Raw genomic sequence first — 15003 nt, 5'->3', positions numbered from 1 at the left:
CCTGCTCAGCTCGTGAGTTCCGCGAAGCGGCGGGTCAGTTCGGCGCTGCCCTGCTCGGTCAGGCTGCCGTGCAGGCGCAGCCGGGAGATGCCGCCGTCGGGGTACACGTCCAGGCGCACCTCGGTGGCCGTGGCAGGCGCGGCCAGCGGCAGCCGGTGCAGGGTGTCGGGCTGCAACCGCGTGCGCGGGACGATCTCGGTCCACTCGCCGCTCTCGCCGTCCCGCACGGACAGGCTGATCCAGCCCGCCGAGTTGCCCTTCAGGTAGGCCGTGTCGACCTCCACGGCGCGGATCTCGCCCTGCGCCGGAAGGCGGTATTCGATCCAGTCGTTGCCCTTGTCGCGGCGTCGCCGGGTCTCCCAGCCGTCGTCCATCTTGCGGGACGTGCCGGGCAGGATCGTGTTGCCGGGGGAGGAGTAGAACGCGTCCGAGGCGTCGGTGACCGTACCGCCGTTGACCACGCACGCCAGGTCGAAGCTGCCCAGGAGCGCCAGCCAGGCCGGGTCGGGCACGACCTCGCCGTGCACCCGGAGACGGGCGATGCCGCCGTCGGGGTGCTGGTTGAGGCGCAGGTGCGTGAAGCGGCGCTCCACCGTGACCTCGAAGCCGTTGGCCGCGTGACCGCGCACCGCCGTGCGGGGCACGATCTCCTCCCACTTCACCGCGTCGGACAGCAGCTCCTCCGGACCGGCGTCCGGCCGGGCGCAGGCGCCCTCGACGCTGATCTGCTGCGGGTAGTTGCCGCGGAAGTGCGCGGTGTCGACGATGATCCCGCGCACGATGCCGGGAACGCCGAGCCGGATCACCGCCCAGTCGTGCTCGTCCGCCTCCGGGTGCGGGGTGTCGGCGCCCGCACCGCGGCGGCGGCGAGTCTCCCAGCCGTCCATGACCTTGCCCTTGTGGCCGAAGGCCTCCGGGTCGAACACGGCGCGGTGCGGAAGCAGCAGGTTCTCGCGCTGCGCGAAGAACTCGTCGTTGGCGGCGATCACTCCGCCCCCGAGCCGCCGGTCGGCGAGGTCGGGCAGCTGCGTGAAGCCGAAGTCCCCGCCGCGGAAGTCGGCGTACGGGTCGCCTCCGCCGTACGGGTTCGCGTCGTTCTTGCGGGACGGGTCGAGGGTCATGGCCTGCCTTCCGTGCGGTGCGCGCGCTGATCGCGGTCGCGGTGACTCGACTGTCACAGAACGAGAGCAGGTAGGTCCATCGAAAGTTTACGAACAGTACATTCAGCAGAAGTGAATGGTCCCTCAGTGCAGCTGCACCCCCAGCACCTTCTCCAGCGCCTCCGCCTGCTCGTCCGTCGCGAACACCATGTATGTCTCGTAGTTCGCGTTCCGCAGGCGTACGAAGTCGACCTCCCGGAATCTGCGCCGGTCGACCCCCGGGTCCGGCTCCGCGTGGCCGACGATGCTGGGGACGGACACGTGGTCGAGGTACTCGTCCGACAGGTGCTCGACGTCCTCACGGACCAGGACGCCGTTGCGCCGGAACTCCAGCGTCTCGTAGTCCTCGTCGTCCCGGAGCAGCCGCACGTCCGTGATCGTGACCGCCCCGGCGGTGAGCGCGGCGGCCTCCTCCAGGATGTGTGTGTAGCTCTCCTCCAGGTCGTCGACGTCGTCGCCGTGGGCCTGCACACCCACCCCGAACGCCATCATGGCGCTGGGCACCCAGGACGGCTCGTCCAGCGGTTTGTGCGCCCACTCGGAGATGCCGTCGAGCACCTCGGCGACGCGCTCCGCCGGGGCCATGCCGATGTCCTGGAGGACCGCGCCCACGTACGCGTACGTCGGCGGTCTGAACCAGAACAGGACGTCCCTCAACGGCTCGGCCGGACGCCCGGGTTTGGCCTCCCGCAGCTCCCGCAGCTCCCGCAGGCAGCCCAGCGGATGGGCCGCGCCAGGGAGCCGTTTGCCGGGCTGGTCCACGAACGGCACCCCGGTCCAGGGGTGCTCCCGCGATCCGAGGGAGCCCGGTTCGGCGGACTCGTCGAGCGGGACGTACTGCCACATCGCGCCCTTGGTGCGGCGGATCACCTCGCCCAGATACCAGCAGGCCCCCTGCACGAACGGCTCGTCCCGCGCCGCGTCGAACTCCTCGACGGTGGGGAAGCGTTGACGTATGACGTTCTCCAGCCAGTCGAGCGTCTCAGGGTGGAAGTTCCACCGCCACTCCCCGCCGAACGCCTCCTCCGCCCACTTCGGCAGGGCTTCGCGCCGCTCGGCCGTCCAACGCCTCAGGAACGGGTCCTCGGCGAGCGCGGGGACCGGATCGACCTGCGGCGTATGCGCCTTGACCGGGGCCCAGCCCGGCACCTGCTCCGCCAGCGCGCCGACCGCCTCCCGCAGCCGGGCCACCTCCGCACCGAACGCCCGGCCCGAACCGGCCCGCAGCGCATGCGCGATCAGCAGCTTCGGCGCGACGGGCGAGAGCCCCAAATCGGCGTCAGGGCACACCACCGGCTGCCCCGGCGCGCCGTCCACGGGCCGGGTGTTCCACCCCCACGCCCCGCCCGCGAAGCCGAGCAGCACCTCACCCACGTACGCCGCGGCCGCGCCCGTCCACTCGGCCCGGTCCTTCGCGGACCAGGAGGCCGAGCGCCTCAACAGCTCTTCTTCCAGGGTGTCCAGGGAGGCGGGCCTGAAGTCGAACCACTCCCCGTCCGGCAGCAGCACCTTGTCCAGGAGCAGCAGTTCGTACGGCAGGCTGCGTGTCCACCGCCGCAGCGACTCCTCCGGATCCGAGGCCTCGCCGGTCCCGTCCGCATGCGTCTCACTGGTCATGCGGCCACCCTAGGCGCCACCACTGACAACGCCGCCCGGCCGCCGAACTCCCGTTACCGGAACGGGTAGTTCAGCCGCAGCGGACGGCGTTCGACCGCAGGGCGGCAACGCTCAGTGCGCGAAGACCACGCTGGCCAGGACCACGTGCGTGGCGGTGCCGCCGAGGATGCTCAGGAGCGCGTTGCGCCGCCACAGATGCAGCCCGACCGTGACCGCCATGGCGATCAGTGGCGCGAGGACCCGGGTCTCGGTCACGGGCAGATCGCGCAGGCAGTACACGAGCAGGATCACCATGATCCCCGCCGGCATGCGCGTACTCAGGTACTGCACGGTGCTGCTCGCGCGCAGCGGCGCGAGGGCGGCGAACGGCAGGGCGCGCAGGCCCCACGTGATGACGGCGGAGACCGCGACGGCGGCCAGCAGGTAGGGCGTCTCAGGCATGACGCTCCGTCCCGTGGGCGCGGTCAGCGGAACGCCGGGTCATGAAGTGCCGTGCCATCAGCGCGACGGCGAACAGCGAGCAGGCGGCGAGCATCATCTGCGAGGGGAAAAGGACACGCGCGACCACCGCACTGAGCAGGGCGAGCGCGGGCGTGGGCAGGTCGTCGAGCCGGTCCCGGATCGCGTCGAGGGCGAGGACGGTGAACAGGGCGGTGAGCGCGAAGTCCAACCCCGTGACCCCCTCGGGCACGAGGGAGCCGAGCAGTCCGCCGAGGGTGGCTCCGCCGACCCAGTACAGGTGCATGTACAGCTGCAGGAACACCGTGCGCCGCCCCGACCAGGCGCGGGCCCGCTCGCTGGTGGCGAGCGCGAACGCCTCGTCGGTGAGGGCGAACGTGCTGTACGCCTTCGCCGCCCGGCCGTCGACCCGGTGCAGAGGGAAGGACAGCGCGTAGAAGACGTGCCGGATGTTGACCAGGAAGGCGGTCAGCGCCACCGTCGCCAACGGCGCCACGGCCGTAACCAGGCCGATGAGCAGGAACTCGAACGACCCGGCGTAGATGAACGCGGTGAACGCGGTCGCCCACCACCAGTCGAGCCCGGCCTGGGCGATGAGCACGCCGAAGGCGAGCCCGAGCGGCACGAGGGCAAGCCCCACGGTGGCGGAGTCCTTGAGCGCCGAGAGCGCGGCGGGCGGCGCGGCCGGAGCCGGGAGGGAGGCCGGGGCGACGGGCGCGGTCGTCCGGGGCGCGGGTATCAGCAGTGGCGCAGAGGGCGTCGACGGCTCGGCGACCAGCTGACGGTCGACGGGCCGGAGAGGTTCGCCGACGACCGGTGTACGTATGGGCATGCCGCAATTTTAGGAAAGATTGCGCCTAATTTGGTTGCCGAAGATGGCCGTATGATCTGCGTATGAGCAATGAAGTGCCCATTGATGAGATCGACAGCGAAATCTTGTTTCAACTGAGCCAGGACGGGCGTCTGACCAACGTCGAACTGGCGAAGCGGGTCGGGCTGACTCCGCCGCCCTGCCTGCGCCGCGTGAAACGTCTGGAGGAGAGCGGCGCGATCTCCGGATACCGGGCCGTCATCGACCCCGCGGCGCTCGGCCGCGGCCTGGACGTGCTCATCGACGTCGAGGTCAGCGCGAACGACCGCAGGACGTTCCTGGAGTTCGAGGAGACGGTGACGTCCTTCGAGGAGGTCGTGGAGTTCCGCCGCATGTTCGGCCGCCCCGACTACTTCATCCGCGTCGCCGTCGCCGACCACGCGGCCTACGAGGTCTTCCTCACCGACAAGTTGAGCGCTCAGGCGTGCGTACTGCGGGTGGTCTCCCACCTCACCATGAAGCGGATCAAGGGCGGCCCCTGAACCCTTCGCCGCGCCAGCTCGACGAGAACGCCGCGTATATCCCCTGCCATCGCACCGACCCTACAGAAATCCGTCCGGCAGAGTCGCCCCGACCGAACGCAGATGCCCGAGGGCCGCGGCGAGCGAGTAGCAGTCGAAGAGGGCCGAATGCTCCTGGCCCGAGCCGGGCTTGGGCAGGCCGAGCACCTGCCACAGACGGCCCACGTTCGCCGCCGCCGTCGTGGGTGCGACATGGTTCAACCACGGCCGTACGTTGACGAATCGCGCCGCGAGCCAGCTGTGCTTCAGCACTTCCCCGCGGGCCCGGGCCCAGCCGACGTTCTCGCCGAGTACGACCATGTCGTTGCCGTACGAGAGCACGGACTGGTCCTGGCAGAACCCCAGGAAATCGCCCAACGCCCGGGCCGGAGAGACCCCTTCGCGGTCCACCTTCTCCTGCTGGATTCCGGTGAGTCCGGTGAAATAGGGCGAGAGCCGGGGGTTCGTCACCGGGCGGACGAGCGTCTCGAACTCCTCGACCACGGCGTACCGCTCGTCCAGCCGCAGCGCCCCGATCTGCACGATCTCCCGCAACTGGCCGGGCTCCGCCCAGTCCCGCTCCAGCGCGCCGGGCCATGACGTGAACTCCAGGTCGAACAGAACGAATGTCGTCACAGTCTCCGTGCTCCTTGGTGGGGGGGCTCGGAACGCATTCTCCGGGGCTGACGCCGGAGCGGTGCCTCTGGACACCGTCCGTTCCGGGGAAGCACGGCCCACCGGCACCTGCTGTCCACCTCTGGTCAAGGTGTGAGCGCGTACGCCCGTACGCCCGTACGTGCAAGGCGAGTTCGGGCGTACGCACGTACGCGGAAGGCGAAGGGTTCCGGGAGGCGAACTCCCTACACCCCCGCGGGAGTCCGCTTCGCGCGCGAGCGCACCTGGAGGGCCGTGACGATCTCGACCACGCCCATCACCACCAGCCACACCCCGCCCCACACCGTCAGCACCGCGACCGACTCGAACGGCGACACGATCAGGACCGCGCCCGCCACCGCGCTCACGATGCCGAGGAACACCTGCCAGCCGCGCGCCGGCATGTCCGGGTCGGAGAGTGCAGCGACGGTCTGCGTGATGCCGCGGAACAACCAGCCGATCCCGATCCACAGGGCGAGCAGCAGCAGCGACTGCATCGGCCCGCGGAAGCAGAACAGGCCGAGCAGCACGGACAGGGCGCCGCTGATGAACGTGATGATCCGCATCGCCGAGGCCACGTGCGAGCCGAACGCCGAGACGAGCTGGAAGACGCCGCTCACGATGAGATAGAGGCCGAAGAACACACCGGCCGCAAGCAGCGAGGCACCCGGCCAGACCAGGACGAGAACGCCGAGGACCAGTGACGCCAGACCGGCCAGCAGGATGGCCGGCCAGGTGGACCTGGCGAGCAGACCGAGCGGTCCGGGCGCGCCCGGTGGCGTCGTCCGCCCCTCGCCGGGTGGAGTCCGCCCTTCGCCGGGTGGAGTCCGCCCTTCGCCGGGTGGCGTCGGGTGCGATGCCTGAGGGTGCGGGGTCTGAGCGTCCGGGGTCTGGGGGCCAGATGCCTGCGGGCCCGGTGCCTGCGGTTCGTGCGGCGCTTGGGTCATGTTCGACTGTTCGTTCAGCCGCAGACGGGCCGCGACCGGGACTGGGCCGGACGGGGGACGCCGGGGAGACCAGAGACCCCGGCCTGAGCGTACGGTCGTACCTTCCAAGGTGTACGGTCGTCCCCATGCCGACGGACCACTTTGCGGACGACCCGCGGACCAACCTGGAGCGGATGCTCGCGGGCGACCTCTACATCGCCGACGACCCGGAGATCGGCCGCCGCGTGCAGCGCGCGATGCGCCTCACCGCCCGGTACCAGGAGCTCTACCTGGAGGACCGGCCGGGGGCCAGATCCGTACTCGAAGAGCTGCTCGCCGAGGTGGGCGAGGACGTGGACCTGCGGCCACCGCTGTACGTCGACCTCGGCAGCAACATCACCATCGGCGCGCGCACCTCCGTCAACTACCACCTGACCGCCCTCGACGTCGCCGCGATCACCATCGGCGACGACTGCCTGATCGGCCCGAACGTCCAACTCCTCACGCCCACCCACCCGGTGGAGCCCGAGCCGAGGCGGGACAAACTGGAGGCGGCGCTGCCCATCACCATCGGGGACAACGTCTGGCTCGGCGGCGGAGTCATCGTCTGCCCCGGCGTGACCATCGGCGACAACAGCGTCATCGGCGCCGGAGCGGTGGTCAGCAGGGACATCCCCGCCGGTGTCGTAGCCGTGGGCAACCCGGCCCGCCCGATCCGCGATATCTGAAGAACTTCGGGAGCACATCATGGCCACCGGACACGCGGACCCGCAGCGGCGCGCGCGCATCCTCGCCGCCACCCTCGACCACATCGCCGAGGAGGGCGTCGCGGGCGTCTCCCACCGCAAGATCGCCACCCGCGCCGGGGTGCCCCTCGGCTCGATGACGTACCACTTCTCCGGCATCGACGAACTGCTGCGCGAGGCCTTCACCGGCTTCGCGGACCACTTCGTGACCGTCTTCGAGGAGCACCTCGGCCACGCCACCACGGCGGAAGAGGCCTGCGAGGCGGTCACGGACCTCGTCCACACACTGTCCGAAGGGCCCCGCCGCGACCTGGTCCTCACCCAGGAGCTCTACACCCTGGCCGCTCGCCGCCCCGAGTACCGGAAACTCACGCAGTCCTGGATGCGCCGGAGTCGGCAACGCCTGGAGGAGCACTTCGACCCGGAGACCGCACGCCAACTCGACGCGCTCATCGAGGGCCTGACCCTGCACCGCGCCCTCGACCCGGCCCCACACGACCGCGCCCTGACACGCGAGGCGATCCGCCGCATCACGACGCCCGAGCGTCAACGCGTCAGGTGATCCGGCCGGGCGCGCCCGTGCGCTGACGTGCGGGGTGACCGGGCGGATTGCGATGCCCGCGCGTCAACGGATCTCTTGGTCCGTCCGCAATCACCGCCTCATGCGATCACAGGGCGACGGCCCCCTTCCAACGCGCCGGAGGGGAGCTCAACCGCGTTCACGCAGGTACGCGTCCAGCTCGGCGGCGCCCGTCAGCATGGCCCGGCCGCGGGCGGACAGCCGGCCGTGCCAGTCCGACAGGGCGCCCTCCAACGGTTCGAGTCCACCGGCCGCGCGCACCTGGGCGATCAGCGGGGCGATCTGCTCCAACAGGTGGCCGCCGCGCCGGAGTTGGTGGGCCAGGCGGGCGTCCCGTACGTCGGCCTCGTCGTACACCCGATACCCCGTCCGCGGATCGCGGCGCGGGCTGATCAGTCCGGCGCGCTCCCACTTGCGGAGCGTCGCGGGACGGATGCCGAGGCGGTGTGCCAGCGGGCCGATGAAGGTGTCGCCGGACGGGGGAGTGCCCCGGTCGCCGCCCGGCCGTGTGGGTTTCAGGTCGCCGCCCGGCCGGGTGGGTTCCAGGTCGCCGCCCCGCCGTGTGGGTTCCAGGTCGCGCAAGGCGTCCTCCACCGCCCGCAACGTCCGCCGGTCGTCCAGGAGTTGGGCGTGACTCTCGTCGATCAGCCGGTACGCCTCCTCGCGGGCGCCCTCGTTCACGGCCCGCATGATCGACGCGGCCGTGGGGTGACCATGGCCGGGGAGCAGGGCGAGGAAGGCGCGCAGGGCACTCGCATGCACGGGGGTGTACGTGCGGTAGCCGGACGCGGTGCGGTCCGCGGGCGGGAGGATGCCGGACTCCTCGTAGTTGCGCACCGCCTGGGTGGACAGACCGTGCCCGCGCGCCAGATCCACCGGCCGCAGCCGCACCCGGGTTTGAGGGTTGTCCGCCATGAATCCGCCTGATCTCCCCACCACACACGTCCAAAGTTTCCACCCGAGGTTCAACGATAGCGTTGAAGGCATGGCCACCGACATCCAGGAAATCACCGAAGCGACCCACGCCCTCGACGCCACCGCCGTCCTGAACCTGCTCCCCACCCGGCCCCGCGTCCTCGGCCTCGGCGAGCCCACCCACGGCGAGGACTCGCTGCTCGACCTGCGCAACGATGTGTTCCGGCAACTCGTCGAGCAGGAGGGCTACCGGACGATCGCGCTGGAGAGCGACTGCCTGCGGGGCCTGGCCGTGGACGCGTACGTCACCTCGGGAACCGGCACCCTCGACGAGGTCATGGCGCACGGCTTCAGCCACGGCTGGGGCGCATCGGCAGCCAACCGCGCACTCGTGCGCTGGATGCGCGCCTACAACGTCCGGGCCGACCACGACGGCCGCCCCGCCTCCGACCGCCTCCGCTTCGCAGGCTTCGACGGCCCGCTGGAGATCACCCACGCCGAGAGCCCCCGCCAGGCACTCCTGGCCCTGCACGGCCACCTCGCCGCCCACCTGCCCGCCGACCTCCTGCCCTGCACGGCGCAGACCCTCGACGACCTGCTCGGCACCGACGACCGCTGGACCGAGCCCGCCGCGATGATGGACCCGGAACGCTCCGTGGGCCAGTCGCCCGAAGCCCGTCAACTACGCCTGTACGCCGACGACTTGACGGCCCTCCTCGAAGCGCAGTCCCCGCACCTGCTCGCCACCTGCACCCCGGACGAACAGCAGCGGGCCCACCTGCACGCGCGCACCGCGACCGGCCTCCTGCGCTACCACCACTGGATGGCCGACACCTCACCGGTCCGCATGTCCCGTCTCATCGGCATACGGGACCACATGATGGCCGGCAACCTCCTCGCCCTGGCCGAGCGCGGAACGGTGCTCGTGCACGCGCAGAACTCCCATCTCCAGCGCGAGAAGAGCTCGATGCGCATGTGGGATCAGCCGCTCGTGGAGTGGTGGAGCGCCGGTGCCCTGGTGAGCGCACGCCTCGGCGAGGAGTACGCCTTCCTGGCCACGGCGCTCGGCACCATCCGGCACCAGGGAGTGGACACCCCGCCGCCGGACACCCTCGAAGGACTCCTGTACGCCCTCCCGGAGGGGCACCGCACCCCGGACCGGGAAGACCCGCTGGAGCATTGCCTGCTGGACGCTGCCCGCCTCGCCACCGCCCTCGGCGACCAGCGCCCGCGCCCCCGCGTCTCCCCGTGGTTCGGCTACGCCCCGCTGGACCCGGCCCACCTGGAGAGCATCGACGGCGTCGTCTTCGTCAAGGACGTACCGCAGCGTTAGGGGGCGTCTCCGCCGGGCGGAGCCGGGTGTCGTCCCTCAGTCGGTCTCCTTCGTCAGCCCGGCCTCCGCGCACGCCGTCGCGTACTTCGCCGTGCAGATCTCCGACACCTTGAAGATGCCGTCCTTGATGACCGTGCTCTTGATGTTCCTGCGGGTCAGCGGCTCCACCACCACCGTGTGCGCCCGGATGTCCTTGGCGGTCGGGCTGTCCACGCGGTCGGCCGTCATCGCCTCGAACTCGATGTCGCGCCCCTGTGAGAGCCGCACCGCCATCTCGGCGGCCGTCGCGGCCTCCTCCGTATAGGGCTTGTACACACTCATGTACTGATCGCCCGTCAGGATCCGTCGTACGGCGGCGAGTTCGGCGTCCTGGCCGGTGACCGGCGGCAGGGTGCCGACGCCGGAGTCCTTCAGGGCCTCGATGATGCCACCGGCCATGCCGTCGTTGGCCGAGTAGACCGCCGCGATGTTCTCGGCGCCGAGCTCGGAGATCGCCTGCTCCATGTGCTCCTTGGCGTTCGAGGGCTTCCAGCCCGCCGTGTCGTACGACTTGGCGATCGTCACCGTGAGTTTGAGGCGGCTGGTCGCCCCGGCCTCCAGTTGCGCGCTGTTCGGGTCGGTCGGCGAGCCGTTGATCATCACGACCTTGCTCTTCTTCGTCGCGTCGTCACCGAGCGCGTCCAGGATCGACTTGCCCTGGACCTCGCCGACCAGCTGGTTGTCGAAGCCGATGTACGCGTCGATCGGCCCCTCCGCGAGGCGGTCGTACGCGATGACGTTGACGCCCGCGTCCTTGGCGGCCCGTACGGAAGGGGCGATGGCGTGGGCGTCGACCGGGTCCACGACGATCGTGTCCACCTTGTCGGCGATCATCGAGCGCATCTGCCGGCTCTGCCGCTTCGGGTCCTGATCGGCGTTGGCGTACACGAGGCGGCCCTTGCCGTGCGTGAGCTCCTCGACCTGCTGCTCGATGATGGGCTGGTCGAACTTCTCGTACCGGGCCGTGTCCTTCTCCGGGAGCAGCAGGCCGATCGTCACGTCGTCGCCCTTGGTCGCCTCCGGGCTGCTGGTGCTCTCGCTCCCGGGCAGCATGCCACCGCAGGCCGTGAGCGTGACCAGCTGGACGGATGCGATGCAGGTTGCGGCTGCGCATCGCATGCGCGTGTTCATGGGGTGCCTCCCTGAGATGGCCGCGACGTTACGGCCGAATGGAGGGCAGCCAACTCGGTCACCCCACCCGAGTCAAGAGGTGAAGCCGCAACGCAACCGGGGGGGTTCCGGCGTTCGCCGGGTGAAGCGGCGGCCGTCCCTCAGCGGCACCTGCTCACGCGGCCGCACAGCCCGCACAGCCCGCACAGCCCGCACAGCGGCCCGGGCCCCGCGGTCACTTCACCGCCCGGCCGCCCGGCGTGTACGCGAGATACACCTGGCCCATCCCGCCACTGCCGATCCGACCCCGCAGCGAAAAGCCGCCGACCCGCTCCGGATCGTCCGGGGTGAGCGCCTGCACACGCGCCAACTGCGCGCCGGACTCGTTCATGGACTGCCGTACCTCGCCCCCGTACACCCGCACTGAACGCGGGAACGCTACCGAACCCGCCGTACGCCATCCGCGCGGGGCCGCGATTCCCGGCGCCGACACGAGCGAGTCCAGCCTGAGCCGGGGCCTTGCCTGCCCTAGTGCTGCTGCCCCAGCGCACTGTGCTCCTGGGCGCCCGCCGTGTGGTCGCCGTCCCGGCCAGGGGTCTTCGCGAGGGTCGACTCCCGCAGTTGCGCGCGGAGTTCATCGGCAGGTTCGCCCAGAATGACCGCGCTGACGACGAGTTCCAGCATCAGGCGGTCGTAGGCATCGCTCAGCGGCTTGTAGTGTGTCCGGTCGCCCTCGACCACGGCGCCGACGATCCGCCGGCCGCCGTCGGGCGCGGGCGCGAAGGTCGCCTCGTAGATTCCGCGACCGGTCCAACTCCGGTGCAGGAAGAGGACGTTGCCCTCGGCGAAGGCGTTCCATCTCTGGTCCATGGACCGGGCGTGGCAGCCGCGGCTGATCCGTTCCCACTCCGTGTCCGTCCAGACGCGTTCAGGAAGCGGCGAGAGCGTCCGCGGCTCGACGATCGGGTGGAGGCGCCGGAACGCGTCGCGGGTCAGGAGCGCGGGCGGCGCGGTGGCGTCGTCGGCCCCGGAGCCGTCCCCGGAGCGGACCACCCCGGAGCCGGTGGGGATGTCAGCTGTCATGGCGCGGATCGTACGGTCAACTCCCGGCCCTCGAACAACTCTCGTCCCCCGAACAACTTCCGCCCCGGAGCGGATCCCCCGCCGGGCAACGTGCGCGGGCGGGGGAACCGGGGGAACCCAGGGGAGGAGGGAACGGTCGGCGGGGTCAGCGGCCGGCGGGGATCGAGGGGCGGTCGCCCTCGACGTCGGCCTCCTCGCCGCCCCGCACCCAGACCGTGCGCTGCGGGAAGGGCATCTCGATGCCGGCGGCGTCCAGGGCGTCCTTGACGCGGCGGCGCAGCTCGCGCGTGACGGCCCACTGCTTGAGCGGGGCGGTCTTCACGACGAGGCGGACGACGACGCCGTCGGGGCTGAGCGACTGCACACCCCAGACCGACGGGTCCTCAAGCAGGACGTCCTTGAAGTCCGGGTTCTCCCGCAGGGCGAGGCCGGTCTCCTCCAGGACGTCGAAGACCGTCTCCAGGTTGGAGTCGTAGGCCACGGACACGTCGAGGACCGCGCGGGCCCACTCCTGGCTGTCGTTGCGGACGCGCATGATCTCGCCGTTGCGGATGTGCCACAGGCCGCCGTTGAGGTCGCGGACCTGCGTGAGGCGAAGCCCGACGTGCTCGACCTCGCCGATGGCCTCGCCCAGGTCGACCGAGTCGCCCACGCCGTACTGGTCCTCGACCATGATCAGCATGCCCGCGAGGTAGTCCGCTACAAGGCTCTGCGCACCGAAACCGATCGCCAGACCGACCACGCCCGCGCTGGCGAGCAGCGGGCCGAGCGCGATGCCGATCTGGTCCAGGACCATGGCCAGGCCCATCACGGCGATCACGATGGTCACGATGCTGCTGAGCACCGAGCCGATCGTGCGTGCCCGCTGCTCGCGGCGCTCGTCCGCGCGGGTCTTGTCCCGCTGCAGCACGGCGGGGCCGCGCGTGGACCTGCGGGGCTCGTCGCCCCCGTTCTGGAGCACGCGCTCGACGACGCGAGTGATGGCCCGCTTGGCGAGCACACGTACCAGCATCGCCCCCAGCACGATCAGGAGGATGCGCAGCGGAACACCCACCAGGGTGCCGAGGTTGTCCTGCAGCCATGCCGGGGCGGCGATGGCCGGGTTGTCATGGCTGCTCAGGAGGTACGACGCGGACGCGTCGACGGATGACACGGGAGGGCTCCGTTCGATCGATGGCTGCGGCACCAGGGTCCCGGCGCCAGGAGGCCGAACCTATTTACGGGGCTCCGCCGAGGTCAAAAAGTGTGGAGAGCACGTACAGGCAGGGTGAACGCATGAGGAGCCCGGCGGGGCGGCGGCCGGGTGGGGGCTCGGCTGTGCTGGTGCGGAGCGCCATGGAAACTCCAATATTCCTTGACAGGAATATTCGTGTGCATGAATACTCGTGGTCATGGACGCACTTCTCTCCGCCCTGGCCGACCCCGTCCGCTGGCGGCTCGTGAGCCTGCTTGCCGAACGGCCCCGCTCCGTCGGGGTCCTCGCCCAGCTCGCCGAGGCACGGCAGCCCCAGACGACCAAGCACCTCCAGACCCTGGAGCGGGCCGGCCTCGTCACGGCGGAGCGCACCGGCCAGCGCCGCATCTACACCCTCCGTTCGGCCCCGCTCCGGGAGTTGGCCACCGCGCTGACCGGCCTCGCGGACACCGTGGACCAGGACGGAGGCGCGTACGAGACATACGAGCGCCACGGGCGCAGCGTCGACGCGGAACGCGGCGCGGCCGATCGGCGGGGCTGGGCGGACGGCCGGACCTTCGACTTCCACCGCCCGTTGGCAGGGAGCCCCGGGCAGGTCTGGCGCCATCTGACCGAGCCCGCGCTGCTCCACCGCTGGTGGACCCCGGACGACCTGAAGGTGTCCGAGCTGGTCTTCGAGGCGCGGCCGGGCGGGCGGATCGTCCTGGAGTACCGCGACGTCAAGGACGCGGCCGGCACCGACACGGTCGCCGGACGCGGAGAAGGCGTCGTCGAAGAGGCCCGCCCCGGCGAGCGCCTCACCTACCGGCTCTCCCCGCGCCTGCCCGACGGCGGCACCGCCTTCACCGCCCACGTCGACTTCGCCCTCAGGCCCGCGGCCACCGGCACCGACCTGGACGTCCGCTACAGCATCACCGACAGCGCCGTCGACTCCGCGGACTTCGTCGCCGGCATCGAACTCGGATTCGGCCAGAGCCTCGACAAGCTCGCCGCCGCTCTGTCCGCCGAGGGCGCAGAGCACTGACGACACGACCGACCGACCGACCCCTGATCACACTCGCACGCGGCACCGACACGAGGAGCACGAGATGACTGGGAATGAGATGACTGGGCACGAAACGACTGGGCACGAAACGGCCGAGTACGAGATGACCGGGCACGAGATGACCGGGCACGAGATGACCGAGCGCGAAATGACCGAGCGCACCGGCCGCCGCGTGACCGCCAACCTCAGCCTCTCCCTCGACGGGCGCTACCACGGCCCCGCCGGACCCGGCGACTTCAGCATGTTCGCCCCGTACGTGACCAGTGAAGTCGCCCGGGGCCAGCTCACCCGCATCTGGGAGGGCGCGACGACGGCGCTGCTCGGCCGGGTCAACGCCGAGGGCTTCCTCGGCTACTGGCCCGCGGTCGCCGCCGACGAGCACGCCGACCCGCGCGATCGCGGCTACGCGAAGTGGCTGGTCGACACGGAGAAGGTGGTCTTCTCGACCACCCTGAGCGAAGCGCCCTGGGAGCGGACCCGCGTGGTGAACGCCCCGGCCGCCGACGTCGTCGCCGAGCTCAAGGCGAGCGGCGAGGGCGACATCCTCGTCAACAGCTGCCCCAGCCTGATCAAGCCGCTCCTCGGGGCAGACCTGATCGACCGGCTCTACTTCATGATCTTTCCGGAGATCGCCGGAGGCGGAGGGCGCCTGTTCGACGACGGCCTGCCCGCCACGAAGTGGCAACTCACGCACCAGGAGACCGGTGAGCTGGGCGAGTTGGCCATGGTCTACGACCGCGTGCGGTAACCGGCCCCAGGGAACGGGCCGC

At 70.8% G+C, this 15003-nt stretch carries 17 protein-coding genes; 6 read left to right on the top strand and 11 right to left on the bottom strand.

Annotated elements, in window-relative coordinates; all coding sequences use genetic code 11:
• Positions 1 to 5: 5 nt before the first annotated feature.
• The 4 genes from alc to QIT00_RS03805 all read right to left on the bottom strand — a co-directional run bounded on the left by alc (position 6) and on the right by QIT00_RS03805 (position 4068).
• On the bottom strand, positions 6 to 1121 hold the full coding sequence (alc, locus tag QIT00_RS03820; RefSeq protein ID WP_282533618.1) for an allantoicase: 1116 nt from the start codon (positions 1119 to 1121) through the stop codon (positions 6 to 8).
• Positions 1122 to 1244: 123 nt separating this feature from the next.
• Complete coding sequence (locus QIT00_RS03815; protein WP_282533617.1) at positions 1245 to 2777, bottom strand: hypothetical protein; 1533 nt, start codon at positions 2775 to 2777, stop codon at positions 1245 to 1247.
• A 111-nt stretch (positions 2778 to 2888) separates the two neighbouring features.
• Positions 2889 to 3218, bottom strand: coding sequence for a branched-chain amino acid transporter permease (locus QIT00_RS03810; RefSeq protein ID WP_282533616.1), 330 nt, complete (start codon positions 3216 to 3218; stop codon positions 2889 to 2891).
• On the bottom strand, positions 3211 to 4068 hold the full coding sequence (locus tag QIT00_RS03805) for an AzlC family ABC transporter permease (protein WP_282533615.1): 858 nt from the start codon (positions 4066 to 4068) through the stop codon (positions 3211 to 3213). Before QIT00_RS03805 ends, QIT00_RS03810 begins: the two co-directional genes overlap by 8 nt.
• A gap of 62 nt (positions 4069 to 4130) precedes the next feature.
• Here QIT00_RS03805 and QIT00_RS03800 point away from each other — a divergent pair, with 62 nt between their 5' ends.
• Positions 4131 to 4589, top strand: a complete 459-nt coding sequence (locus QIT00_RS03800; RefSeq protein ID WP_282533614.1) for an Lrp/AsnC family transcriptional regulator — start codon at positions 4131 to 4133, stop codon at positions 4587 to 4589.
• 60 nt (positions 4590 to 4649) lie between these two features.
• Here the strand turns inward: QIT00_RS03800 and QIT00_RS03795 are convergent, their stop codons facing one another.
• Positions 4650 to 5243 carry a 3'-5' exonuclease gene (locus QIT00_RS03795; protein WP_282533613.1) on the bottom strand — a complete coding sequence of 198 codons (594 nt, stop codon included), beginning with the start codon at positions 5241 to 5243 and terminating at the stop codon, positions 4650 to 4652.
• A gap of 224 nt (positions 5244 to 5467) precedes the next feature.
• Positions 5468 to 6208, bottom strand: a complete 741-nt coding sequence (locus QIT00_RS03790) for an HdeD family acid-resistance protein (protein ID WP_282533612.1) — start codon at positions 6206 to 6208, stop codon at positions 5468 to 5470.
• A gap of 125 nt (positions 6209 to 6333) precedes the next feature.
• Between QIT00_RS03790 and QIT00_RS03785 the strand changes: the two genes are divergently transcribed.
• Complete coding sequence (locus QIT00_RS03785; protein WP_282533611.1) at positions 6334 to 6915, top strand: sugar O-acetyltransferase; 582 nt, start codon at positions 6334 to 6336, stop codon at positions 6913 to 6915.
• Between the two features lie 19 nt (positions 6916 to 6934).
• Positions 6935 to 7495 (top strand): TetR/AcrR family transcriptional regulator, encoded by a 561-nt coding sequence (locus tag QIT00_RS03780; protein ID WP_282533610.1) that lies wholly within the window; start codon positions 6935 to 6937, stop codon positions 7493 to 7495.
• Positions 7496 to 7642: 147 nt separating this feature from the next.
• On the opposite strand, the gene QIT00_RS03775 is transcribed toward QIT00_RS03780, so the two are convergent.
• A complete protein-coding gene (locus QIT00_RS03775; RefSeq protein ID WP_282533609.1) occupies positions 7643 to 8428 on the bottom strand; it encodes a TioE family transcriptional regulator in 786 nt (261 codons plus the stop codon).
• A gap of 70 nt (positions 8429 to 8498) precedes the next feature.
• Between QIT00_RS03775 and QIT00_RS03770 the strand changes: the two genes are divergently transcribed.
• Positions 8499 to 9761 carry an erythromycin esterase family protein gene (locus QIT00_RS03770; protein ID WP_282533608.1) on the top strand — a complete coding sequence of 421 codons (1263 nt, stop codon included), beginning with the start codon at positions 8499 to 8501 and terminating at the stop codon, positions 9759 to 9761.
• A gap of 36 nt (positions 9762 to 9797) precedes the next feature.
• Here QIT00_RS03770 and QIT00_RS03765 read toward each other — a convergent pair whose 3' ends face one another.
• From QIT00_RS03765 to QIT00_RS03750, 4 genes are all read right to left on the bottom strand, one after another.
• Positions 9798 to 10931 (bottom strand): substrate-binding domain-containing protein, encoded by a 1134-nt coding sequence (locus QIT00_RS03765; RefSeq protein ID WP_282533607.1) that lies wholly within the window; start codon positions 10929 to 10931, stop codon positions 9798 to 9800.
• Between the two features lie 214 nt (positions 10932 to 11145).
• On the bottom strand, positions 11146 to 11301 hold the full coding sequence (locus QIT00_RS03760; RefSeq protein ID WP_282533606.1) for a hypothetical protein: 156 nt from the start codon (positions 11299 to 11301) through the stop codon (positions 11146 to 11148).
• Positions 11302 to 11438: 137 nt separating this feature from the next.
• A complete protein-coding gene (locus tag QIT00_RS03755; RefSeq protein WP_282533605.1) occupies positions 11439 to 11993 on the bottom strand; it encodes a hypothetical protein in 555 nt (184 codons plus the stop codon).
• 145 nt (positions 11994 to 12138) lie between these two features.
• A complete protein-coding gene (locus QIT00_RS03750) occupies positions 12139 to 13146 on the bottom strand; it encodes a mechanosensitive ion channel family protein (protein WP_282533604.1) in 1008 nt (335 codons plus the stop codon).
• Positions 13147 to 13384: 238 nt separating this feature from the next.
• Between QIT00_RS03750 and QIT00_RS03745 the strand changes: the two genes are divergently transcribed.
• Together QIT00_RS03745 and QIT00_RS03740 are read left to right on the top strand one after the other, a co-directional pair.
• Positions 13385 to 14212 carry a metalloregulator ArsR/SmtB family transcription factor gene (locus QIT00_RS03745; RefSeq protein ID WP_282533603.1) on the top strand — a complete coding sequence of 276 codons (828 nt, stop codon included), beginning with the start codon at positions 13385 to 13387 and terminating at the stop codon, positions 14210 to 14212.
• Between the two features lie 169 nt (positions 14213 to 14381).
• Positions 14382 to 14981, top strand: coding sequence for a dihydrofolate reductase family protein (locus QIT00_RS03740; protein WP_282533748.1), 600 nt, complete (start codon positions 14382 to 14384; stop codon positions 14979 to 14981).
• Positions 14982 to 15003: the final 22 nt, after the last annotated feature.

Origin of the sequence: Streptomyces luteolus, from assembly GCF_029968015.1 — a bacterium.
Lineage (GTDB): Bacteria > Actinomycetota > Actinomycetes > Streptomycetales > Streptomycetaceae > Streptomyces > Streptomyces luteolus.
This window is presented reverse-complemented; position numbering and strand designations above follow the sequence as displayed.

Excerpts from the sequence above, each read along its gene's own strand:
- QIT00_RS03815 (WP_282533617.1), bottom strand. The coding sequence starts at position 2,777 with ATGACCAGTGAGACGCATGCGGACGGGACCGGCGAGGCCTCGGATCCG.
- QIT00_RS03740 (WP_282533748.1), top strand. The coding sequence starts at position 14,382 with ATGACCGAGCGCACCGGCCGCCGCGTGACCGCCAACCTCAGCCTCTCC.
- QIT00_RS03760 (WP_282533606.1), bottom strand. The coding sequence starts at position 11,301 with ATGAACGAGTCCGGCGCGCAGTTGGCGCGTGTGCAGGCGCTCACCCCG.
- alc (WP_282533618.1), bottom strand. The coding sequence starts at position 1,121 with ATGACCCTCGACCCGTCCCGCAAGAACGACGCGAACCCGTACGGCGGA.
- QIT00_RS03805 (WP_282533615.1), bottom strand. The coding sequence starts at position 4,068 with ATGCCCATACGTACACCGGTCGTCGGCGAACCTCTCCGGCCCGTCGAC.
- QIT00_RS03790 (WP_282533612.1), bottom strand. The coding sequence starts at position 6,208 with ATGACCCAAGCGCCGCACGAACCGCAGGCACCGGGCCCGCAGGCATCT.
- QIT00_RS03780 (WP_282533610.1), top strand. The coding sequence starts at position 6,935 with ATGGCCACCGGACACGCGGACCCGCAGCGGCGCGCGCGCATCCTCGCC.
- QIT00_RS03775 (WP_282533609.1), bottom strand. The coding sequence starts at position 8,428 with ATGGCGGACAACCCTCAAACCCGGGTGCGGCTGCGGCCGGTGGATCTG.
- QIT00_RS03755 (WP_282533605.1), bottom strand. The coding sequence starts at position 11,993 with ATGACAGCTGACATCCCCACCGGCTCCGGGGTGGTCCGCTCCGGGGAC.
- QIT00_RS03800 (WP_282533614.1), top strand. The coding sequence starts at position 4,131 with ATGAGCAATGAAGTGCCCATTGATGAGATCGACAGCGAAATCTTGTTT.
- QIT00_RS03785 (WP_282533611.1), top strand. The coding sequence starts at position 6,334 with ATGCCGACGGACCACTTTGCGGACGACCCGCGGACCAACCTGGAGCGG.
- QIT00_RS03765 (WP_282533607.1), bottom strand. The coding sequence starts at position 10,931 with ATGAACACGCGCATGCGATGCGCAGCCGCAACCTGCATCGCATCCGTC.
- QIT00_RS03770 (WP_282533608.1), top strand. The coding sequence starts at position 8,499 with ATGGCCACCGACATCCAGGAAATCACCGAAGCGACCCACGCCCTCGAC.
- QIT00_RS03745 (WP_282533603.1), top strand. The coding sequence starts at position 13,385 with ATGGACGCACTTCTCTCCGCCCTGGCCGACCCCGTCCGCTGGCGGCTC.
- QIT00_RS03810 (WP_282533616.1), bottom strand. The coding sequence starts at position 3,218 with ATGCCTGAGACGCCCTACCTGCTGGCCGCCGTCGCGGTCTCCGCCGTC.